The sequence below is a fragment of the Mucilaginibacter sp. P19 genome, from assembly GCF_050632265.1.
In the GTDB taxonomy this organism is placed as follows: Bacteria; Bacteroidota; Bacteroidia; order Sphingobacteriales; family Sphingobacteriaceae; genus Mucilaginibacter; species Mucilaginibacter gossypii.
The window spans coordinates 3,257,402-3,281,469 of the sequence record NZ_CP192586.1 but is presented as its reverse complement, the minus strand read 5'-3'; the positions used below and the strand labels follow the sequence as shown (position 1 = coordinate 3,281,469).

Genomic DNA, 24,068 nt, shown 5'->3' with positions numbered 1-24,068 from the left:
TAATATTATAGTGGTATAAACCATTTGCCATGTTACGTAATTACATCAAAATAGCCTGGAGAAACCTCATCAAACACAAGGTTTTTTCGTTTATCAATATCTTCGGTTTAGCTGCGGGTATTGCTGCTTTTTGGCTCATTAGCCTTTATGTGGTTGATGAATGGAGTTACGATCGTTATAACCTTAAAGCTGACCGGATTTTTCGTGTTGTTCAACATGGTACATGGAATGGCGGTAAATTCAATCTCGCAGTTACTTCGCCGCCGTATGCCCCCGCTTTAAAAAACGACTATGCCGAAGTAGAGGACGCTATTCGCATTGATGCCGAAGGCGGTGGCAGGATCACTTATGGCGAAAAGCAGATTAACGAGGGCGCGATGTTGTTTACAGATAAAGGCTTCTTTAATCTTTTTACCCATCACTTTTTATCCGGTGATCCCAACACTGCTTTAACCAAGCCGCAAAGCATTGTACTTACTAAAATCCTTGCCGAAAAACTATTCGGTAACGCTGCGGATGCCCTGGATAAAACAATACTCATCGAAAATAACCCAAGTACAGTTACCGGTGTAATTGATGATGTACCCGCAAATTCACATTTCGGTTTCAGTGCCCTTCGCTCATTACCTGAGGGATATACCGATGGCTGGGCTAATTCGCATATCTACACTTATGTATTGCTGAAAAGTCATGATGATTTTAAAAAGGTACAGGCTGGCTCTGATGCATTTTTTAATAAATATTTGAAGGGAGCGCTTGGTGCTATGCAATACAGTATGGAACTGCAGCCACTTACATCTATCCATCTTAACTCCAATCTTGATTATGAGTTGGGCAGCAACGGTAATATCACTTACGTATACGTATTTAGTATTGTTGCATTGCTGGTATTGGCTATAGCCGTTATTAATTATGTAAACCTTACCACAGCACGTTCCTCAATCAGGATCAGGGAGATAGGGGTACGTAAAGTAATCGGCTCCAGTAAAAAACAACTGATCATCATGTTTTTTGCCGAATCTGTTTTGTTTACTTTGATTGCAGCTGTAATAGCATCTGTAATGGTGCAGTTCTTATTACCTTATTTCAATCAGCTTTCGGGAAAAAACCTTGTAGTAATGCAGTTTGGTTTAAGCAAAACCGTTGCTATATTCAGTTTATTTGCGCTTGCTACCGGTATTTTAAGCGGTTTATATCCTGCATTGTTTCTGTCTGGCTTCCGTACCATTGCTGCTATGAAGGGGCAAATGGGCAGCCAGGCTGCTACTATCATGTTCAGGAAATCATTGGTAGTATTTCAGTTTGTTATCACCATTGTTATGATAGCCGGTTCATGCATCATTTACAGGCAACTGCATTATGTAATGAACAAAGACCTTGGCTTTAATAAAGCCCAAACGCTTACTTTCCATATCAACGATAAATCTGCCCGTGCAAAAATAGCCGCTATTAAAAGTCAGCTGTTGCAAAATCCGGCTGTTGAGGCCGTAGGTATTGCAGGCAATCCTATTGGTAATAATGATATTGGTTCAAGCAATTTCAATATCGGCGCCGACGGAAAGGCCAATTCTGAATCAAAAATGGTGGAGAACCTTATAATTGATGATGACTTTATACCAACCTTGCAGGTGAAGCTGGCTAAAGGGCGCAATTTTTCATCGGAGATGAGTACCGACAGACTTGAATCCATTATTGTAAACCAAACGCTTGTTAATGAAATGGGCTGGAAGGATGCCATCGGCCGCTCTGTAAGGGTTGGAGTAGATGATAAGGGTAATGTGATCAGCCGAAAAATAATTGGAGTAGTTAAAGATTTTAACACCTATTCGTTACAGCATAAAGTTGTACCTATGATGTTGTACCTGCCCTTTACTGCCAACGACGAGGATAATATGTATATCCGAATTGGCAAAAATAATATCCCTGCTACACTCGACTATATAAGTAAAGTTTACAACCGGTTTGATATCGAAAACAAGGTTGAGTTCCATTTCCTTGATCAGAATTTCGCTAAACAATACCAATCCGAACAAAAGCAGGGCAACATCCTGCTCATATTCACCATATTGGCTATCAGTATAGCTTGCCTTGGCTTGTTTGGCCTTGTCACTTTTACTGCCGAGCAACGCGTAAAAGAAATTGGCATCAGGAAAGTTTTGGGAGCAAGTGTAACCTCTATAGTTACACTGTTGTCAAAAGATTTAATGAAGCTGGTGCTAATAGCCACGCTAATAGCATCGCCGCTGGCCTGGTATGGCATGAGCAAATGGCTACAAAGTTTCGCTTACCGGGTTGATATTAACTGGTGGATCTTCGCGGTAGCGGGTATTCTGGCTGTGATCATCGCTTTCATAACAGTAAGTGTACAATCGGTAAGGGCAGCAAATGCTAATCCAGCTAAAAGCCTTAAAAACGAATAAACCTCACCCAGCCCTCTCCAAAGGAGAGGGCTTAAAGTGTGGATTATGATATAAAATAATTAATTAAAATTCCTCCCCTTGGGGAGGTTAGGAGGGGTTTATGTTTAAAAATTACTTAAAAACAGCTTTCCGTACCCTGCGTAAAAACGTGGGGTTTACGGTTATTAATATATTGGGGCTGGCCCTTGGGCTGGCCACCTGTCTTATGATTGTGCTATACGTGGCTGATGAGTTGAGTTATGATCGGTTTAACGAGAAAGCCAGCCGTACGTATCGGGTTAATGAAGATCTTAAATTTGGCAACAATAATGTACTTTATGCCGTTGCAATGCCGCCGTTAGCTCAGGCATTAAAAACAGATCTCCCTGAAGTGGATGAAGCAACCAGGCTTAAAGCAGCGGGAGGGTTTCATGTTAAAAAAGGTAATGAAAGCATCCTTGAGTACGGTACCGTTTTTGCCGACCCATCGGTTTTTAACGTGTTTACGTTGCCCATGATCAATGGTAACCCGGCTACGGCTTTGAAGGAGCCAAATACAGTAGTAATCACCGAAACTACAGCTAAAAAATACTTTAACAGCACCAATGTTGTTGGTAAAACGCTCGCCATTGATAACAACCAATTATTGAAAATTACCGGGGTTATCAAAGATTTGCCAAAGCAATCGCATTTTCATTTTGATTTTTTTATGTCGATGGCGAGTTGGCCTGACAGCCGCTCTCCGGAATGGTTGAGGAGTGATTATAACACTTACGTGGTGTTGAAACCTGGTACAGATTACAAGTTTTTTGAGAAAAAATTGACTGCTCTTCTGAAAAAATACAGCGAAAGCCAAATGCAAACAGCGCTGCACGTAAATATTGCCGATTTTGAAAAAAGCGGCAGTTATTTCAGGCTTAACCTAACTCCGGTAACCGATATACATTTGCACTCAAACCGTACCGGTGAGTTGGGCAGCAACAGTTCGGCGCAATATGTTTATATATTTTCGGCCATCGCCATATTTATATTACTCATAGCGGGCATCAACTTTATGAACCTTTCAACAGCACGTTCAGCCAGCAGGGCAAGGGAGGTTGGTGTACGCAAGGTTTTAGGTTCCCCGCGTAAATATTTAATAGCCCAGTTTTTAACTGAATCTGTGTTGGTGACTTTGGCAGCGGCAGTTATAGCTTTTTTTACTGTGTTACTTTTATTGCCGTTGTTTAATCAGGTATCGGGCAAAGAGTTGGTTGTTGGTGCGCAAACCTTAGCCTGGTTGCTTCCTGCTTTACTATTAATTGTACTGGTTGTAGGTTTCGCTGCCGGATCGTATCCCGCTTTTTTCCTTTCGGCATTTCAGCCCATTAATGTGCTAAGCGGTAAACTGGCCGGCGGTTTTAAAGGTAGCATGCTTAGGAGTGTATTGGTGGTATTCCAGTTTTCTATTTCGATATTCCTCATCATTGGTACCATCGTTATTTATAATCAACTCAATTATATTCAAACCAAAAACCTGGGATATAATCGTAATCAGGTGCTTGTTATCAATAATGCATTTGAGTTAGGCAGTCATGCCAAAACCTTCAAAAATGAGGTGAAGCAGTTACAAGATGTGGTTAACGCAACGTTGACAGGTTATTTGCCAACAGGTAAAAACAGGGGAACGTCTATCTTTTATAAAGAGGCTGCGGGCGATCAGAAAACAGCCTTGTTTCCGCAAAGCTGGCGGGTTGATGCCGATTACATTAGCACCCTGGGCATGAAGATCTCTGCCGGGCGAGATTTTTCTACAAGTATGCCAACTGATTCTACCGGATTGGTTATCAACGAAACCGCGGCCAAATTTTTAGGCTTTAGCAATCCTGTTAATAAAACCCTGTACCGCAATATGGATGGCACCCGTGATCATGTAAAAGCTTATCACATCATAGGCGTGGTTAAGGATTTTAATTTCAATTCGCTGAGAGAAAATATCAGTCCTATGATTTTTTTAATGGACGAAGACAGTGGAAATCTGAGTATCAGGGTAAACACAACCAATTTGCCTGCGCTTATCGACCAGATAAAAACCAAGTGGCAGGGCATGACCCAAAGCCAGTTCAGCTACTCGTTTATGGATCAGGATTTTGATGCCAATTATCGCGCCGAGCAACGTACGGGCACCATATCTATCATATTTACCGTGCTGGCTATTTCTATTGCCAGCCTTGGTTTGTTTGGCTTAGCTGCGTATGCCGCCGAGCAACGTACCAAAGAAATCGGGATCCGTAAAGTACTTGGTGCAAGTGTATCCGCCATAGTGAATACCTTATCCAGAGATTTTATAAAGCTGGTATTGATCTCCATAGCCATTACAACCCCTTTAGCCTGGTATTTAATGAACAAATGGCTGCAGGATTTCGCTTACCGCATCAGTATACAATGGTGGGTGCTGGTGCTGGCAGGTGCAGGCGCCATGTTAATAGCTATTGTAACAGTAAGTTTCCAATCTATAAAAGCAGCATTGGCAAACCCGGTTAACAGCCTTAAAAATGAGTAGGCAGTAGGCCGTTTGCAGTGGCAGTTAGCAGTTACGTAACAGGAGGATACCAATGAACTAATGAACAATTGAACCAATGAACCATGTTTAGAAATTACCTTAAAACTGCATTTCGCACATTGAAAAAAATGTGGGATTCACCGCGATTAATGTATTTGGTTTGGCCCTTGGGCTGGCCACATGTTTACTCATTATATTTTATGTGGTTGATGAGCTGAGCTATGACAAGTTCAATGTTAAGGCCGACAGGATCTATCGCGCCAATATGCAGATTAAATTTGGCGGTATCGATCAAAGCTATGCTTCGTCGCCGTCGCCGTTGGCTGCTGTATTTCAAAACGATTATCCCGAGGTTGAACGTGCCTGCCGTTTGTTGCAACGCGGCGGTTATAACGTAAAAAAAGGCAACCAAACCATTCACGAAAACAGTATGGTGTTGGCCGATTCAACGCTATTTGATGTATTTACCCTGCCTATGATAGCCGGCGATCCCAAAAAGGCGCTGGTTGAACCAAATACCGTGGTTATCACTGAAAGTACGGCCAAACGTTATTTTAACAATACGCAGGTAATGGGTAAAACCTTTACGTTTGATGAAAAGCTGCTTTATAAGGTTACCGGCGTAATAAAAGACCTGCCCAGGCAATCGCATTTTCGGTATGATTTTTTCCTGTCGATGGCATCAAATGCCGAAAGCAAAGATGCGGCATGGTTCAGCAATAATTTCAATACCTATGTGCTGCTAAAACCAGGTGTGGATGCCAAAAAGTTTGAAGCCAAGTTTCCTGCGTTAATGCACAAATATGCGGGTCCGCAATTGCAAAGTATCTTACATCTCACTTTTGATTCGTTTGAAGGTTCAGGCAACAAATACCAATTGAGCCTTATGCCATTGAAGGATATCCATCTTAAATCAAACTTGGTGTCGGAGCTTGACCATAACGGGAATATCCAGTATGTGTACATTTTTGGCGCGGTGGCGATTTTTATCTTACTGATAGCCTGTGTAAACTTCATGAACCTTTCAACCGCCCGTTCTGCAAACCGGGCCCGGGAGGTAGGGGTACGCAAGGTACTTGGTTCAAGGCGTCAGTCGCTCATTGCCCAGTTCCTTTCAGAGTCTATCATGGTAACGTTTATCGCTACGGTGATAGCCATGCTGACGGCCTATTTTCTGTTGCCGGTATTCAATAATATTGCGAGTAAAACCATGGAGCTTAATATGGGTTCATTGATTTGGCTGATTCCCGCTTTGCTGGTTATGGTTTTGGCGATCGGCTTCCTGGCTGGTTCGTATCCTGCATTTTTTCTTTCCGCATTTCAGCCAATTGATGTTTTAAAAGGAAAGCTTTCCTCTGGCTTTAAGGGTGGCATGTTAAGGAGTTCATTGGTGGTGTTCCAGTTTTTTATATCGATAGTGCTCATCATTGGTACGCTGGTGATCTATAATCAGCTTAAATATATTCAGAATAAAGACCTTGGTTATAACCGCAGCCAGGTATTGGTGATTCATGGCGTGTATGACCTTGGCGACAAGAGCAAGGTGTTAAGAGATGAGGTAAAGCAATTGCCCGGCGTAATGGGGGTAACCATGACAGGCTTTTTGCCAACTTCTGATTACCGGAACAGCAGCAGTGTTTTCCAGGAACGCGGGCTCGACCCCAAAAAAGCAGTGCTTGCACAAACCTGGGTAGTTGACGACAACTACTTGCCAACTCTGGGTATCAAATTGACCAAAGGGCGTAATTTCTCAAGCCAGATGCCAACCGATTCGGCAGCTATGATTGTTAACGAAACTGCTGCCAAACTCATGGGCGTACGCGATCCGCTTAATAAGCCTATGTATTTGCCTATGGATAATATGGCCAAAACTTTTAAAGAATACCATATAGTAGGTGTTATTAAGGATTTTAATTTCGCTTCGCTACGTAATAATGTAAGCCCGGTGATATTGATGTATGGGCAGGATACCGGCGCCTTGAGTGTAAAAGTAAATACCGCTAATATCACCACACTTATGGCCATGATCAGCGACAAATGGAAATCTATAAAACCGGGTAAGGAGTTTGAATATTCGTTTATGGATGACGATTTTGATTCATCGTACCGTGCGGAACAGCGGATGGGCACCATATTCATCATATTTACAAGTTTAACAATTGTGATAGCCTGTTTAGGTTTGTTTGGCCTTGCGGCATATGCTGCCGAACAGCGCACTAAGGAGATAGGCATCCGTAAAGTACTTGGCGCTAATGTAGGCGCTATAGTAGGTATGCTGTCAAAAGATTTTATCAAACTGGTAATGATAGCAATAGTAATAGCCATTCCGGTTGCCTGGGTCACCATGCAGCAATGGTTGCAGGGCTTTGCCTACCGGCAAAACATACAATGGTGGGTGGTAGTATTGGCTGCTGTTTTGGCCGTGTTGATCGCTTTTGTAACCATCAGCTTTCAATCAATCAAGGCGGCACTGGCCAACCCGGTTAGGAGTTTGAAAAATGAATAAAATTAGTTGGCAGATAGCAGCAGGTTACAGTAGCAGATACAGTCCAGCAGGCAGATAAAAGTAAGCGATAAGTACCAATGAACTAATGAACAAGTGAACTAATGATACGAAACTATTTAAAAACAGCGTGGCGGAACCTTTATCGTAATAAAGCATTTTCGCTGATCCATATCCTGGGGTTAACCATGGGGATAACCGTTTGCCTGATGATATTCTTGTATATCATGAATGAGTTTAGTGTGGATAATTTTCATAAGCAGGGCAAAAACATTTACAGGGTGATGCGTGGTTTTGATAAAGCGAAAGCACCTACCTCATACTTGTCAGGACCTTATGCGCCTGCTATGCTGAATGATTTTCCGCAGGATGTAAAAATGGCTGTACGCGTTTCGCCGCAAAATAATTTGATCTCTTTTGGTGAAAAATCATTCAACGAGAAGAAAGTTTATGCAGTTGATTCCAATTTTTTCAGCCTGTTTACCTTCCCGTTGCTTAGGGGGATGCGGCTTCGGCACTGAATAATCCGGGTAGCGTAGTACTCACTGAAACCACAGCAAAAAAATATTTTGGCAGCGTTGAAAATGCGATGGGTAAAGTGGTGAAGATGGATAAACGTTTGCAGTTAAAAGTAACGGGTGTTGCAAAAGACGTACCTTCAAACTCTCACCTTGATTTTGATTTAGTAGTACCGATTGCCAACTATACCCGCGATCCCGGTTTTAATGTTTGGATTAACAATGGCTTGTTTGTTTACCTGCTGCTGAATGAACATAGTAGCCCAGCTGCATTGGAAAGCCATTTTCCGCAGTTTATGGAAAAGTACATGGGCGAAGATATGAAGCGCTTCGGTACTAAATTTAACCTAAGCCTGAGACCCTTCAAAGATATTTATTTTGAAAATGCGTCATCGTTTGATAACGTAAAGCATGGCGATAAAACCGTGGTATTTATCTTTATTTCGATAGCTGTGCTCATCATGATCATTGCCTGTATCAATTTTATGAATCTGGCCACCATCCGTGCGGTTGAACGCTCAAGAGAGGTTGGCATGCGCAAGGTTTTAGGCGCATTACGGAACCATTTGGTATGGCAGTTTATTGGCGAGTCGTTGTTGCTGGCGCTTATTTCTTGTATGCTTTCCATTGGGTTATTGTTACTATTAATGCCTGCATACAACAGTCTGCTGGGTTATCAGCTTACCGTTTCCTGGAACAGTGCACCGATTTACCTTTTCCTTCTGGGTGTTATCTTATTTGTGGGTTTCCTTGCTGGGAGTTATCCAGCGATATTTATGTCGGCCTTTTCGCCTATCGAAGCTTTGAAGGGCAAGCTGAAGCTTGGGAAGGGTGGTGCATTCTTTAGGCAATCACTAGTGGTGTTCCAGTTCAGTATTTCGGTATTGCTCATTATTGGCACTATCGTGATCGTTAACCAGATGCGGTATGTGAAAAACAAATCATTAGGTTATGACAAAGAGCAAACGGTTATTGTGAAGATTGATAATAATGACATCTATGATCACAGGCAAACATTTAAACACCAGCTGCAAAATTCGGACTATGTGAAGTCGGTATCCCTGATGTCGGGCGAGCCGGGCGGCTTTTTCGATATGCAGGGTTTTGAGGTTGAAGGTCAGCATCAAACATTTAAATCACGAACTGAATATGCCGATTTTGAATATGTAAAAACATTTGGGCTTAAGATTATTGCCGGCAGGGATTTCTCACCACAGTTTGCTACTGATACCACTAACTCGGTACTGATTAACCGTACAGCTGCAAAGGATCTCGGCTTTACCCCGCAGCAAGCTATCGGCAAATGGGTTAAGAATACTGTGCGGGACAACAACCGCCGTATTATCATCGGTGTGGTGGAGGATTTTAACTTCCTTTCGCTCAAAGAAAATATGGATGCCCTCATTATATCGCCAAGTGAAGACAGGCGTGTAGCTGTCATCAAACTGAAACCCGGAAATATCCAGGCTGGTTTAACAGCTATCAAAAATACTTATGCCGAGGTGGCGCCCGTTTATCCGTTTGAGTACAGTTTCCTTGATCAGCAGTTTGATACTACCTATCGCAACGATATCAGGCAGCAGACCATGTTAAGTATATTTTCAGGGTTGGCAATCTTTATAGCCTGTTTGGGCTTGTTCGGTTTAGCCTCATTTACCGCGGCGAAACGTACTAAGGAGATCGGGGTCCGTAAAGTATTGGGTTCATCGGTACAAAATATCCTTATCCTGATATCAAAAGATCTGCTGAAACCGGTGTTATTAGCTACAGTGATTGCTATCCCGCTGGGTTATTACAGCATGGATAAATGGCTGCAAAGTTTCGCTTACAAAACACCTTTGCATTGGTGGATCTTTGCTTTGGCGGCTTTGCTTACATTTGTTATAGCAGTGGCTACCATTAGCTTTCAATCGTTAAAGGCGGCACTTGCAAATCCTATCCGGAGTTTGAGAAGCGAATGAGATCAGTTTGCAGATAGCAGTGTCAATTTGCAGTAGCAGTTGAAGAAATAGAATATACCCTGAGCCCGTGTCCCCACGGGCTTTTTTATGATGTTCTGAATTATTAGGTAGCCTGAATTTATTTTCAGCACCATGCAACGTATTTGCTAAACTCCTGGTCTTATTATATATAAACCAAAGATCATTATTATGAAAAAGTATTTACTTGTGTTATTTGTTGCCTGTTCAGGTAGCGCTTTTGCACAAAATAATCAGAAAACACCATACCTCACCAAATCATTATCAGGACAGGCCGTGAAAAATGTATTTGTTAATACTTCGGGAGGCAGTATTACCGTTAGTGGCGCATCGGGCGAAGAACCGAGAGTTGAGGTTTTTATACAAGGTAATAATGGTAATAATGACCTTCCTAAAGAAGAGATCAAAAAGCGTCTTGACGAAAATTATGACCTGAGCATTGATGTTAACGGCGGGGAGCTGCATGCCAAAGCTAAAAGCAAGCACGATGGCAACTGGGATTGGAAGAAATCATTAAGTATTTCGTTCCGTGTGTATGTACCCGGTAGTGTGGAAACTAATCTAAATACCAGCGGAGGCAGTATTCACCTTGATAACCTAACAGGTACACAACAGTTTGAAACCAGTGGTGGCAGCTTGCACCTGGATAAAATTACCGGCACTATCAAAGGCCGTACATCAGGCGGCAGTATCCACGTGAGCGATTCAAAAGAAGACATTGACCTACAAACATCAGGTGGCAGTATTGAAGCCCGCAATTGTATGGGCCATATCAGGCTGGAAACATCTGGCGGTTCGTTGCATCTCGATGGTTTAAAGGGAGATATCAAAGCTACCACCAGCGGCGGCAGTATCAGCGGCAATAAAATTGATGGCGATTTCATTACAGGCACATCAGGCGGCAGTATTAACCTTACTGATCTTTCTTGCAGCCTTGATGCATCCACAAGTGCCGGCAGCTTTCATGCGCAATTTGTAAGCGTTGGTAAATCTGTTAAAATTGATGTAAGCTCGGGCCATATCGATCTGCAGTTACCATCAAAACAAGGCCTTAACCTCGATTTGCGCGCCAACAAAATAGAAAGTAACCTTGCAGATAACTTCTCTGGTAACAAGGATAAAGAAAGGGTAGAAGGCAAACTTAACGGCGGCGGATCCCTCGTTGAAGTACGTGGCAATGGGCGAGTTAATCTTACCGTCAATTAATATCAGTGTAAGGAATATTACAAAGGCCTGTTGCTCAAATAGTGACAGGCCTTTTGTGTTGCCTGGGGTGTATCATAACCGAACACATGGTGTTACGTCTTCGTACAGTTTTTATATGAAATAAATCGTAATTAATTGATATTTAGATATTTGATTTATTGGTATGGCTTTTAAACCTATATTAAGGTTAATCGTACGCCCATGTTCAAAAACTACATCAAAACCGCCTGGCGAAACTTAAGGCGGAACAAAATATTCTCCTTTATTAATGTGTTTGGCCTTTCTGTGGGCTTAGCTTGCTGTATGCTTATTTGTGCTTATGTATATAGTGAATTAAATTATGATCAATATCCGGCTCAAGCCAAACAAATGTACCGCGTTGGTTTACGCTCCATTGAAAATAACGGTGTGAGCGAATACCCGATGGTTGATATAGCGGTAGGACAGGGAATTAAAAATATGTTTCCCGAGGTGCTTGAAACCACAAGACTTACCGGTCGTGGTCCGGTTTTTATAAAATATAATGACAGGCAATTTAAAGAAGAGCATGTACAAATGATAGATGCCAATTTCCTGCAGCTCTTTTCGATACCTTTGATTGATGGTGATGATAAAGCCTGTTTTACAGAGCCTAACAGTATGGTGGTTACCAGGGCCATGGCTAACAAATATTTTGGTAATCAGGAAGCCGTTGGTAAATCAGTTGCCATTGATGGTAAACCTTACAAGGTAACAGGTGTAATTGACAAAGTACCTGATGATTCGCACTTTCATGGTGATGCGTTTTTGAACCTGGCACCCTTTGTTGAAAATGCAAAGCAAACATGGAGCAATATTGGCTTTTTTACCTACGTTGTTTTGGATAAAAACGCCAATCCTAAAAAGCTGGAAGCTTCTTTTCCCGAAATGGTAAGGAAATTTGTTGTACCCGAAATTGCACATGATATGGGTACCAGCGTAGTCGCAGCAAGCAAATCGGTTAACACCTTCCTGTTTTACCTGCAGCCATTAAGCGACATTCACCTGCACTCGGCAACCAAATATGAACTTGAGCCCAATGGCGATATTCACTATGTATATATATTCGGCGCATTAGCTGTTTTTATATTGATATTGGCCTGCATCAATTTTACTAACCTATCAACGGCAAGTTCGGCCAAACGCTCAAAAGAAGTGGGGATCCGTAAGGTGCTTGGCTCTGAAAAAAGCGGACTGGTTTCCCAGTTCCTCACCGAATCGGTTATGCTAACCTTTGGGGCTTTATTATTGGCATTAGGTATTGTATATCTGCTGTTACCGCTGTTCAATAATTTGGCAGGAAAACATATCGAACTTAGGTTTTTCCTGAGCCCTATGGCTTTGCTTATCGAACTGTTTACAGCTTTTGGGGTTGGAATTCTTGCAGGTATTTATCCGGCATTCTTCTTGTCCTCGTTCCAGATCATCGCTGTGTTAAAAGGCAACAGCGCTACCACAGCAGAAGGAAAAGGGATTTTACGCAGCGGATTAATCATTTTCCAGTTTGCGGTATCTACAGCACTTATTATATCAACTTTTGTAGTGTACCAGCAATTACACTATATGCAGAACAAAAAGTTGGGTTATGATAAAGACCAGGTATTGGTAATTAATGATGCCTATACCTTAGGCCATAATGTAGATGCTTTCAAAAATCAACTTCTGCGCAACCCGCAGGTGTTGAATGCTACTATATCCAGCAGTGTGCCAGGTATGTTAGCCGGTGTTGATGGTACCCAAATTGCTGCTAAAGAATTTGATGACAAGGGTGGTCAGGCCGAGATCCATACCAATATTTACCATGTGGATGAAAGTTATGTGCCTACTTTAGGTTTACAGGTTATCAACGGGCGCAATTTTTATCAATCCTTCCCCGCCGATTCGATGTCGGTTGTGGTTAACGAAGCTTTAGTAAAAGGTTTGGGATGGGGTAATACTAATCCGATAGGTAAAACTATAGTACGTTCAGCCCGTACCCAATACAAAGTTGTAGGTGTGGTTAAAGATTTTCACTATGCTTCGGCCAGGCAAAAAATAGCGCCATTGATGCTGTTATCGGGGCATAGTACAGGGACATTAATTTTAAAGGTTAAAACTGCCGATGTAAAATCGGTTATTGCCGGCATCAAAACCGAATGGGATAGTTTCAGGCCGGAAGCGCCTTTCAGCTACTCGTTTCTTGACGAACAATACGCTTCGCTTTATGCTTCCGAGCAGCAAACAGGTAAAATATTCACCGTGTTTTCATGCATCGCCCTCATTATAGCAAGTCTGGGCTTGTTCGGTTTAGCCGCGTTTATGATCAGGTTAAGGGTTAAAGAAATTGGCATCCGCAAGGTATTAGGCGCATCAACCAGTAGTATTACAGTGATGTTATCAAAGGAGTTTTTGAGATTGATTGTCATAGCGTCCGTCATATCGTTCCCGGTAACATGGTTTGCCATGAACAAGTGGCTGCAGGATTTTGCGTATCGCATCAGCATCCAATGGTGGGTATTTTTATTGGCAGGAACTATAGCGCTGGTAGTCGCCGCCATAACTATAAGCTTTCAATCGGTTAAAGCGGCTTTGGCTAACCCGGTTAAAAGTTTACGCTCTGAATAAAGCGTGTCATTGGGTTATTTGCTTCGCGTCATTAGGTCATTGAAACGCGGGCAAAAAAATGACTTAATGACCAATGATTCGATGACCGAAAGAAAAATGATTTAGTGACCTAATGAAATAATGATATAAACCATGATAAAGAATTATTTACGAAGTGCCTTTCGCAATATAGCCAGGCACAAATTTATTTCGTTCATCAACATATTTGGTTTAACCATAGGGTTAACCTGTTGCCTGCTCATTTTAACTTATATAGTTAAAGAGCTTAGTTATGATAAGTTTAATCATAACGCCTCCAATATTTACAGAGTAAGCCGAAGTTTCAATACCGGCGATGGTATTGTTAACCTGCATTTGGGTGCAGTAGCGCCGCCATTTGGCCCATTGCTTAAAAATGAGTTTCCAGATATCAAAATGGTTACGCGCTTGTTTCCTAATGGTGATGTGGTTTTGCGCTATAAGGAAAAATTGTTCACCGAAATGGGATCATATTTTGCCGACGAAAACTTTTTAAATTCTTTGATCTGAAAACTGTGGCCGGTGATCCTAAAACCGGCCTTAGCGAGCCTTATACAGTAATGATGACCGAAGAGATGGCACACAAGTACTTCGGAAACGAAGACCCGATAAACAAGGAGATCAGGCTTGATAATACGGCCAATTTTAAGGTTACAGGTATTTTTAAGCCATTTCCTACCAACTCGCAAATGCACCCGCAAATGTTGCTGTCCTTCAGTACCCTGAATGACGATAAAGTTTATGGCCGAAACGCCTTGCAAACCAATTGGGGAAATAACTCATTTTTTACCTACCTGCTGATGCCCGATCATTATAATATGGATCACATCGTTTCGCAGTTTCCGGCATTTATTGATAAATACATGCGTTTCCCGGGGCAGCCGGCTAACTTTCGCCAATCGAAATTTACGCAGTTACATATTCAAAAATTCCTGGATATCCACCTGCATTCGCACCTTGATGATGAGGTAGAACAGAACGGAGATATCACAAGGGTTTACATTTTTTCGGCCATTGCCCTGTTTATTTTGCTGATAGCCTGTATCAATTATATGAACCTTTCAACTGCCCGATCAACCCTGAGAGCCAAAGAGATCGGCATTCGCAAGGTGATAGGTGCGCAGCAGAAAGAGATCATTACCCAGTTTTTAAGCGAGTCGGTATTGGTGACTTATTTTTCGCTGGTACTGGCACTGATCATTACCTGGGCTTTGCTGCCGCTCATCAACAGCTTTTCTGAATTGGGATTATCGATCAATAGTTTGTATCAACCAATAATTTTAGCGTTGGTATTATTGCTGCCGCTTGTTATCGGGCTTATTAGTGGTATTTATCCGGCTATCTTTATGTCGTCATTTAAACCAATAAAAGTTTTAAAGGGCATTCTTAAAGTTGGGTCGGGCAATATCTCGTTCCGTAAAGTATTAGTGGTTGTTCAGTTTTCAATTTCTATTATTCTTATTGTTGCTACTACCATAGTTTTTCAGCAGTTAAGGTATATCCAAACTAAATCACTGGGCTTTAATAAAGATCATTTATTAACGATAGGCGGTATCCCCGCTAACCAGTTTGAAGTTTTTAAAGCTGATGTGCTACGAAACCCCGTTATAAAAGATATTGCCCGCTCGTCGCGTATTCCGTCAGGACGATTGTTAGACGACCAGGGAGCTTCTGTTTTTGATGGCGATAAATCGATACCGGTTAAGGCCGATATCAAAAGTATCAACACCGATTACGGTTTTATCCCAACCTATGGTATAAAAATGGCTGCAGGTAGGAATTTTAGTCGCGATTTTGCTACCGATAGTAATAATTACATAATCAACACATCGGCTGTGCGGGTGTTGGGTTGGAAAACCCCCGAAAACGCGATAGGGCGAGATATGAGCTATGGCGGTGTAAAAGGGAAGGTAATTGGGGTGGTTAATGATTTTCATTTCGAATCGTTGCATCAAAATATCGTTCCGCTATTGATGGAAATGCCGTCATTCGCGAATAATAATTACAGCAGGGTTTCGGTTAAAATTGATGGGAATAATACCAATTCGGCATTGGCGGTACTTCAGGAAACCTGGAAAAAGTATCAGCCAGAAACACCCTTTCGATATACTTTTTTAGACGAACGCTTTCAACGATTATATAACAGTGAGCAGCAGCAGAGCCATTTGTTTACTATATTCTCGTGCCTGGCTATATTCATTGCCTGTTTAGGCTTATTCGGGCTTTCGGCCTTCACCATATCACAAAGGGTAAAAGAAATAGGCGTACGCAAGGTACTCGGCGCCAGCATCCCGCAAATTGTTACCGAACTATCGAAAGACTTTTTGAAGCTGGTAATAGTGGCATCGGTTATTGCCTTACCAATTGCCTGGTACGCGATGAGCAAATGGCTGCTTGATTTTGCCTTTAGGGTAAGCATTCAATGGTGGGTATTTGTAATGGCCGGAGTTATAGCGTTGATCATTGCTTTTGCAACTATTAGCTATCAATCAATAAAAGCGGCAATGGCAAACCCGGTTAAAAGCCTTAGATCTGAATAATCATTGAGTCATTTGCTTCGCGTCATTAGTCATTGATTGATGCAAAGCAAAAATGACTTAACGACTTTGCAAAAAAATGACGTAATGATTCAGTGACCTAATGACCAATAACAATGATAAAAAACTATGTTAAAATAGCATGGCGTAGCCTTAACAGGAACCGTGCGTTCTCCATCACAAACCTGTTGGGGCTTACTATTGGTATTACCTGCACTATTTTTATTTTTTTATGGGTGCAAAATGAGCTTGCTTACGACAAGATCCATAGAAGTTATAAAAACATACACCAGGTTTACGCCAACCGCGATTTTAAGAACAACATCTTTACCGATCCTAACATGGTATTTCCGCTGGCTAAAGCGCTTGAAAGTGGCTACCCGCAAATCAAAAACGCGGTAATGACATCCCACCTTGAGCAACACCAGTTTAACGTTGGCGATGTTAAAATAAAAAAACAAGGCTATCAAGTTAGCGGGAAGTATTTCGATATGTTTTCCTGGCATTTTATCAAGGGTGATGCTGCTACCGCGATAATTGATCCAACATCGGTGGTGCTTACGGCTTCAACAGCGAAGGCTTTATTTGGAGATGCCGATCCGATTAACAAAGTGGTAAAAGTTGATAACGCCTTATCGTATAAAGTAACTGCTGTAGTGGCTGATCCGCCTAATAATACCACGCAACAATTTGACTTCATCGCACCTTATAATCTTAATGATCCGGGTGTAAAGGATGCGCTTAACCGTTGGCAGGGATCATCATGGGAGGTTTATGTTCAAACCACCGATAACGCGGATATAGCCCAGGTTGATAAATATATTACCGACGTAATGTTTCAGCACAATACGGATAAAATAAGCAAATACTTTACTTTTCCGATGAGTAAGTGGCATTTGTACAGCGATTTTAAAGATGGTAAAAACGTTGGCGGCATGATAGAATATGTGCGCTTCTTTATCATCATTGCCATTATTATCCTACTGATAGCTTGTGTCAATTTCATGAACCTATCTACCGCACGGTCAGAGAAAAAGGCCAGAGAGGTAGGCGTTCGAAAAACGCTGGGTTCAAGTAAGGGGCAGTTAGTACTGCAATTCTTTTTCGAATCGATGACCCTGGTTGTTACTGCTTTTCTTTGCGCTGTGTTTTGCGTTTATCTGTTATTACCTCAATTTAATTTGTTGATAGAAAAGCAGTTGCAGTTAAACCTTAACCAGCCTGTATTTTGGCTGGGGGCGTTAGTTATAATTTTATTTACAGGATTAGTTTCCGGTAGTTATCCTGCCTTGTATCTATCATCATTTAACCCTGTAAAAGTATTAAAGGGTACATTTGTGGCTGGTAAGGGCGCTATTACTCCTCGCCGTATTTTAGTGGTATTCCAGTTTATAGGTTCGATATTGCTGATCTCGGCTACCGTTATTGTTTACCGGCAAATTGAGCATGTGAAAAACCGTAACATGGGTTATAATTCCGATAACCTGATCATGGTTCCCTCTACAGCCAATACCGATAAAAGCTTCAACGCGATAAAAAACGATCTGCTTAAATCGGGTATTATTAACAGTGTTACTCGTACATCGGCCATGGTTACCCAAATTTCATGGCGTTCGGGCCCGCCAAACTGGGCGGGTAAACCAGCCAATGCCGATATCATATTCTCCAATATGACCGCGGATATTGATTACATCAAAACCATGGGCATTAAAGTATTGCAGGGGACTGATTTTACCGGTATGCCTTCGGATACATCAGCCGTGTTACTGAACAAGGCCGCGGTTGAGGCTATGCAGGTTAAAAGGCCGCTTGGCATGCAGTTGCAATATGGCTCGAAGAAGTTTACGGTGATTGGCATTACAGATAATGTAGTAATGTCATCGCCCTATGTTCCGGTTGATCCGATGATGGTTTTTGCTGATCATAACAGCTCGGGTTACATGGATATAAGGTTAAATGCGGGGGTGAAACCGCAGGATGGGATCCGGTTACTTCAAAATATTTATGCCAAATACAGTCCCGCCGACATTTTCGAATATCACTTTGTTGACCAGGAGTTTGGTAAAAAGTTTTTCACAGAAGAGCTGATCAGCCGTATCACCAACATATTTGCGGGTCTGGCTATTTTTCTTTGCTGCATGGGACTGGCAGGTCTGGCCTCATTTACCATCGAAAAACGCTTTAAAGAGATCGGCATCCGCAAGGTTTTGGGGGCCAGCGTGCAACAGTTACTGGTGCTTATCTCTACAGAGTTTTTAAAGTTGGTGGCCATAGCATTTGTCATAGCCGTGCCTTTAACCTGGTGGATTATGCACAACTGGCTCCAAAAATACACCTACCACATCAATATTAACATTTGGCTGTTTAGCGCGGTTGGCTTGTTGATATTATTGCTAACGCTGATTGTGGTAAGTTTAAATACAATAAAAGCAGCATTGGCCAACCCGGTTAAAAGTTTACGTTCTGAATAAATTGTCATCAGGTCATTTTGCTTCGCGTCATTAAGTCATTTTTTGATTAGCGCGAGTCAAAAATGACTTAATGGCCTAATGATATAATGACCTGACAATATGTTTAAAAGCTATTTTAAAATCGCACTACGTAACTTTTGGAGGCATAAGTTTTTTACATTCATAAATGTAATCGGTTTGTCTATAGGGATCAGTTCGGCGCTGGTGATTTACCTGATAGTCCATTTTGATTTTACGTTTAATCAAAACTTTGATAACGGCGACCGGATTTACAGGGTAGTTTCAAACTATACCTTTTCCGGCGAAGAAGCGCATAACCGCGGCGTATCAGGCCCGGTGCCCGAAGCTGTAAGAAATGGTGTGAGTGGGGTGGAACTTACCGTGCCATTTTTCCTGTTGGATCAGCCTAATGTATTTATCCCCGGAAAAGCGGGCGTTCCTGTTAAGTTTAAACTACAGGATAATGTGATCCTTGCGGATGGCAGGTATTTCAGCATGTTTAAATACAACTGGCTTGCAGGATCGGCCAGTACTGCCTTGAATGCGCCAAACCAAACCGTGCTCACTTCAGATCAGGCAAAAAAATATTTCCCTCAACTGTCATATAGCCAGATGATGGGCAGGGTAATTACTTATGATACGATTAGTGTGGCCGTGAGCGGTATTGTTGAACCATTAAAGGGCAACAACGATTTTACGTTTCACGATTTTATTTCCTACTCAACCGCAAAAACTAATAAAGCACTCTCTGACGAACTAAGCCTTACCAACTGGGGGGACTACATCTTCATCTATTCTTTTTGTTAAGCTGGCACCTAATACAACTGCAGCTAATTTTGAAAAGCAACTAAACGTTATTCTTAAAAAGAACAACCCGCCAAAACCCGAAAATAAAGGCAACACACGTAATTTTACATTGCAGCCTTTGAGCGATCTGCATTTTAATAGTATATACGGAACATTTGATTCCGGTAATCCGGCTAACAAAACAACGCTTTACGGTTTACTGGTTATAGCTGCTTTCCTGTTATTATTAGGTTGTATTAATTTTGTTAATTTAACTACCGCACAGGCCACTCAAAGGGCCAAGGAAATTGGCGTGCGTAAAACAATGGGAAGCAGCCGCGCCCAGCTTATAACACAGTTTCTGAGTGAAACGTTTATTATAACTCTTTTGGCTGTAATCATTTCGGTGACGCTGGCGCCTGTAATATTAAAACTGTTTAAAGATTTTATAGCGGAAGGTGTTAAACTTGACCTGCTGCACCAGCCCCATCTTTTTGTGTTCCTTTTTTTATTGATAATAGTGGTAAGCTTATTGTCGGGCTTTTACCCCGCAGCTTTGCTATCAGGCTATAAACCTGTTTTGGTTCTTAAAAACCAGGCATCATCAAACAGTAGTAAAGCCCGTAATGCGTGGTTACGTAAATCATTAACCGTAACTCAATTTGTTATCGCCCAGTTTTTTATAATGGCTACTGTGCTGGTAGGCAAACAGATTCATTATGCACTTACAAAAGATCTGGGTTTTAAAAAGGACGCCATCCTAATCATTAATTCACCCTGGAAAAATCGAACGCTTAGTAAGAACCAGGTATTTATGAACAAATTAAAGGCGATACCTCAGGTTGAGCTGGTAAGCGCGGGTAAGGCCGCTCCGTCATCAACCAGCACCAATTCAACGGAAGCTACGTACATAGATGGCAAAAAGGAAATAAAGATTGAATTGTACGAAAAGTACGGCGACCCTAATTATATTAATGTATACAAGCTTAAACTTTTGGCCGGACGTAATATACAATATGGCGACAGTACCAGGGCATTTTTAATTAATAATACTTACGCAAAACTAATAGGGTTTAAAAATCCTGCTGATGCTGTAGGTAAATATATTGATAAGTTTAATGGCGATAAAAGAATGCAGATCATAGGTGTAGTGGCCGACTTTTATTCTGAATCATTGCATTCGGCAATTAAACCTACCTGCATTCATATCAGTAACAGTTATTACAACAACGGTACCTTTCATATAGCGCTTAAGCCGCAAACTGCCGGAGGCAACGAATGGAAAAAAGCTATCGTATCAATGGAAAAGGCGTGGAAAGAGATTTATCCTGAAGACGATTTTGAATATAGCTTTTTTGATGAAAGCATCGCCAAATTTTACGATGCTGAGCAACATACATCAACTTTGCTAACCTGGGCAACCGGTTTATCGATCTTTATCAGCTGCCTTGGTTTATTAGGTTTGGCCATTTATAATACCAATCAACGCACCAAAGAAATAGGTGTACGGAAAGTACTTGGCGCTACGGTAGCACAGATAGTCACCCTGCTTTCAACCGAGTTGGTGATGCTCATTGTGCTGGCATTTGTTTTGGTAACTCCACTGGCCTGGTACGCCATGAACAAATGGATGGAAAGCTTTGCAGACCGCACAACCATCAGTTGGTGGATCTTTGCAGCAAGCGGCGCGGGAATGTTGCTAACTGCATTGATCACTTCAAGTTTTCAAACAATCAAAGCGGCATTGGCTAATCCAACAAAGAGTTTACGTTCTGAATAATTGGTCATTGAGTCAGTTGCTTCGCGTCATTAAGTCATTTTGATTGATGATTTAGAAAAGCAAAATGACTTAATGACTATGCAATAATGACTAATTAATATGCTCAGAAATTATTTTAAAGTAGCATTCCGTAATTTAGCTAAGCACCGCACTATTAGTTTGATTAATATTGCGGGGCTAACCATCGGCATCACCGCGGCGGTGTTTATTATGCTATGGGTACAAAACGAGTTTAGTTTTGACAATTATCACCCGGACGTTGATAATATCTACCGGGTAAAAACGAAACTAAGCCTGACGAAAGACGAAGTGTGGGATTGGGAGTCGTCTCCTTATATGTTAGGCCCCGTTGCTAAGCAGGAAATACCCGGTTTAAAGAATTATACGTTTTTGTGGCCGGGTTATATGATGACGGTACATCATAATAACCAACTGATATCGGAAAAAAAGTATGCATATATAGATGCTAATTGGTTCAAAGTATTCCATTACGATTTTATCGCTGGAAGCGCCGATAGCTTTTCGAAAAATCCATTTAGTTTAATCCTGACAGAATCAACAGCAAAGAAATATTTTGGTAATGGCGAAGCCGTTGGCAAAATGCTGAAAGTTGACTCCATGAACTACCAGGTACAGGCAGTAGTTAAGGATAATCCTGCAAATTCAAGCTTTCAGTACGATATATTGATGCCGGTAGAGGCTAAACTAAGCAATGCACATGAAAAAGAACAGGCGAGCAATTGGGGTAATTACAGCGGCCTCACATTTTTAAAGCTGCAGCCGGGCGTAAATATTAAAGAGGTAGGCAAAAAGCTAACCCAAATTATCAGGAAAAATAACAAGGGCAGCGAAAATACAACCATGAGTGTAATTGGCCTAAAAGATATCCATTTTGAAAGTGGTTTGCTAAGCACCTCATTTGAAAGCGGCAACCGCAAATTGGTTAACATTTTCCTGATCCTGGCTTTTTTACTTTTGGCAACAGCATGCATTAATTATGTAAACCTAACTACCGCAAGGGCAAGTGTGCGTTCAAAAGAGGTGAGCGTACGTAAAATTGTAGGAGCGGGCAGGAGGCAGCTTTTTGCCCAGTTTATGTCCGAATCATTGGTTGTTAGTTTCTTATCGTTATTATTTGCTATTTTATTTATCCAGATTTGCCTGCCCTGGTTTAACCAGGTTACCGAAAAGCATTTTGTACAACCACTAACATCCAGTATTACATGGTTGATATTGTTGGGTACACTGATAGTTTGCTTTGTTTTCAATGGCCTATATCCGGCTGTATTATTATCGTCATTTAAGCCATTAAGTGTGTTTAAGGGTAGGGCGTTATTGAAGTTTAAAGATGGTGGCATCCGTAAAACGCTGGTTGTTTTGCAGTTTGGTATCTCTGTGATGCTTATCATCAGCACAATGATCATTTATCGCCAGCTTAATTTTATGAAAAATGCTGATTTAGGTTATAAGCGCGAACATGTTTTTGTAATGACTATACCATGGCAGGTGCTTGGGTTGGACGATAAAACAAGGGAGTCGAAATTAAAAAGCATCGCCAGCGAATTAACACAGCAAAGCGCGATAGCTGAGGTCTCTCAATCGGCCAACGATGCCTTTTTTAATAATAGCAACAAGGTTTCAGGATCAATGGATTGGGAAGGCAGGCCACTTGATTATAAACCCTCGGTTTCCACCATATCGGCCGATGAAAAATTTCAACATATACTAAGCCTTAAAATGGCCGATGGGCATTGGTTTGATAAAAATGGCTCGGATCAGCATAATGTAATTTTGAATGAAACCGCAGTGAAACAGCTCGGGATTCATAAACCCGTTATCGGGCAGCGGTTTAAGTTTAACGGCGACTCTGGCATAGTAGCCGGCGTGGTGAAAGATTTTAACTTCAGGAGTCTTCATGAAAAGATAGGCCCTATGGTTATTAATAATCATACCGATTGGGCAAGGAGCTTTTATATTAAAACAACTCCAGGTAATACGGCGGTAGCTATAAAGATAGCCCAAAATGTATGGAATGAATTTGTTCCCGACCAGCCGTTTGATTATAGTTTTATTGATGACGGGTACAATAAACTTTACCATGCTGAACAGCGTTCGTCAACATTGATAGCCGCTTTCGCCATTATAGCCATTGCAATATCGGCCATGGGTTTACTCGGCCTGGCAGCCTTTGCCGCCGAACAGCGGGTAAAAGAAATAGGTATTCGTAAAGTGCTTGGCGCCAGTGTTCAAAATATAATAGGACTGCTATCTGCCGAGTTTTTAAAAACAGTTGTCATAGCCAACATCGTTGCTTTCCCGGTGGCCTGGTACATGATGAACAAATGGCTGCAGGATTTCGCATACCGCACAAATATCACATGGTGGATCTTTGCCGTTGCCGCGTGCATAGCACTTTTAATAGCGTTAATAACTGTAAGCATCCAATCTATCAAAGCTGCACTGGCCAACCCGGTAAATAGCTTAAGGAGCGAGTGATTTTTTGAGGTAAAAGGTTAAAGACGAAAGATAAAAGGTAGCAACCAATTTATGAAAACGTCAGATGTTTTTCGAACATCTGACGTTTTTACTTTCCACCCGTTGAGGTTGCCCAGGAAATAAATCTCCAAATCCTAAATCGAACATCCCAAATCTGAAATCAAACCACTGTATCAATACCGTACACAAAGTGTTACACTTACGAACAGTT

Annotated in this window: 13 protein-coding genes; all 13 read left to right on the top strand. The window is 41.6% G+C overall.

Annotated elements, in window-relative coordinates; translation table 11 throughout:
- Positions 1–29: 29 nt before the first annotated feature.
- The 13 genes from ACQ86K_RS15890 to ACQ86K_RS15830 all read left to right on the top strand — a co-directional run bounded on the left by ACQ86K_RS15890 (position 30) and on the right by ACQ86K_RS15830 (position 23,857).
- Positions 30–2,420, top strand: coding sequence for an ABC transporter permease (locus ACQ86K_RS15890; protein ID WP_091163819.1), 2,391 nt, complete (start codon positions 30–32; stop codon positions 2,418–2,420).
- Positions 2,421–2,520: 100 nt separating this feature from the next.
- Positions 2,521–4,941, top strand: a complete 2,421-nt coding sequence (locus tag ACQ86K_RS15885) for an ABC transporter permease (protein ID WP_091163822.1) — start codon at positions 2,521–2,523, stop codon at positions 4,939–4,941.
- A 130-nt stretch (positions 4,942–5,071) separates the two neighbouring features.
- The gene (locus ACQ86K_RS15880) at positions 5,072–7,447 is read left to right on the top strand and encodes an ABC transporter permease (protein ID WP_431200714.1); all 2,376 of its coding nucleotides are present in this window, start codon (positions 5,072–5,074) and stop codon (positions 7,445–7,447) included.
- 101 nt (positions 7,448–7,548) lie between these two features.
- Positions 7,549–7,965, top strand: a complete 417-nt coding sequence (locus tag ACQ86K_RS15875) for an ABC transporter permease (protein WP_431200713.1) — start codon at positions 7,549–7,551, stop codon at positions 7,963–7,965.
- Entirely contained in the window at positions 7,962–9,923 is a 1,962-nt protein-coding gene (locus ACQ86K_RS15870) for an FtsX-like permease family protein (RefSeq protein ID WP_431200868.1), read from the top strand. Before ACQ86K_RS15875 ends, ACQ86K_RS15870 begins: the two co-directional genes overlap by 4 nt.
- A 189-nt stretch (positions 9,924–10,112) precedes the next feature.
- Positions 10,113–11,147 (top strand): DUF4097 family beta strand repeat-containing protein, encoded by a 1,035-nt coding sequence (locus ACQ86K_RS15865; RefSeq protein WP_091163830.1) that lies wholly within the window; start codon positions 10,113–10,115, stop codon positions 11,145–11,147.
- A 201-nt stretch (positions 11,148–11,348) separates the two neighbouring features.
- The gene (locus ACQ86K_RS15860) at positions 11,349–13,769 is read left to right on the top strand and encodes an ABC transporter permease (protein ID WP_091163832.1); all 2,421 of its coding nucleotides are present in this window, start codon (positions 11,349–11,351) and stop codon (positions 13,767–13,769) included.
- 132 nt (positions 13,770–13,901) lie between these two features.
- The gene (locus ACQ86K_RS15855; RefSeq protein WP_431200712.1) at positions 13,902–14,297 is read left to right on the top strand and encodes an ABC transporter permease; all 396 of its coding nucleotides are present in this window, start codon (positions 13,902–13,904) and stop codon (positions 14,295–14,297) included.
- Between the two features lie 5 nt (positions 14,298–14,302).
- Complete coding sequence (locus tag ACQ86K_RS15850; protein WP_431200711.1) at positions 14,303–16,327, top strand: ABC transporter permease; 2,025 nt, start codon at positions 14,303–14,305, stop codon at positions 16,325–16,327.
- A gap of 113 nt (positions 16,328–16,440) precedes the next feature.
- Positions 16,441–18,795, top strand: a complete 2,355-nt coding sequence (locus tag ACQ86K_RS15845; protein WP_091163836.1) for an ABC transporter permease — start codon at positions 16,441–16,443, stop codon at positions 18,793–18,795.
- A gap of 99 nt (positions 18,796–18,894) precedes the next feature.
- On the top strand, positions 18,895–19,602 hold the full coding sequence (locus ACQ86K_RS15840) for an ABC transporter permease (protein ID WP_431200710.1): 708 nt from the start codon (positions 18,895–18,897) through the stop codon (positions 19,600–19,602).
- 118 nt (positions 19,603–19,720) lie between these two features.
- A complete protein-coding gene (locus tag ACQ86K_RS15835) occupies positions 19,721–21,361 on the top strand; it encodes an ABC transporter permease (RefSeq protein ID WP_431200709.1) in 1,641 nt (546 codons plus the stop codon).
- 99 nt (positions 21,362–21,460) lie between these two features.
- Positions 21,461–23,857, top strand: a complete 2,397-nt coding sequence (locus ACQ86K_RS15830; protein WP_091163840.1) for an ABC transporter permease — start codon at positions 21,461–21,463, stop codon at positions 23,855–23,857.
- Positions 23,858–24,068: the final 211 nt, after the last annotated feature.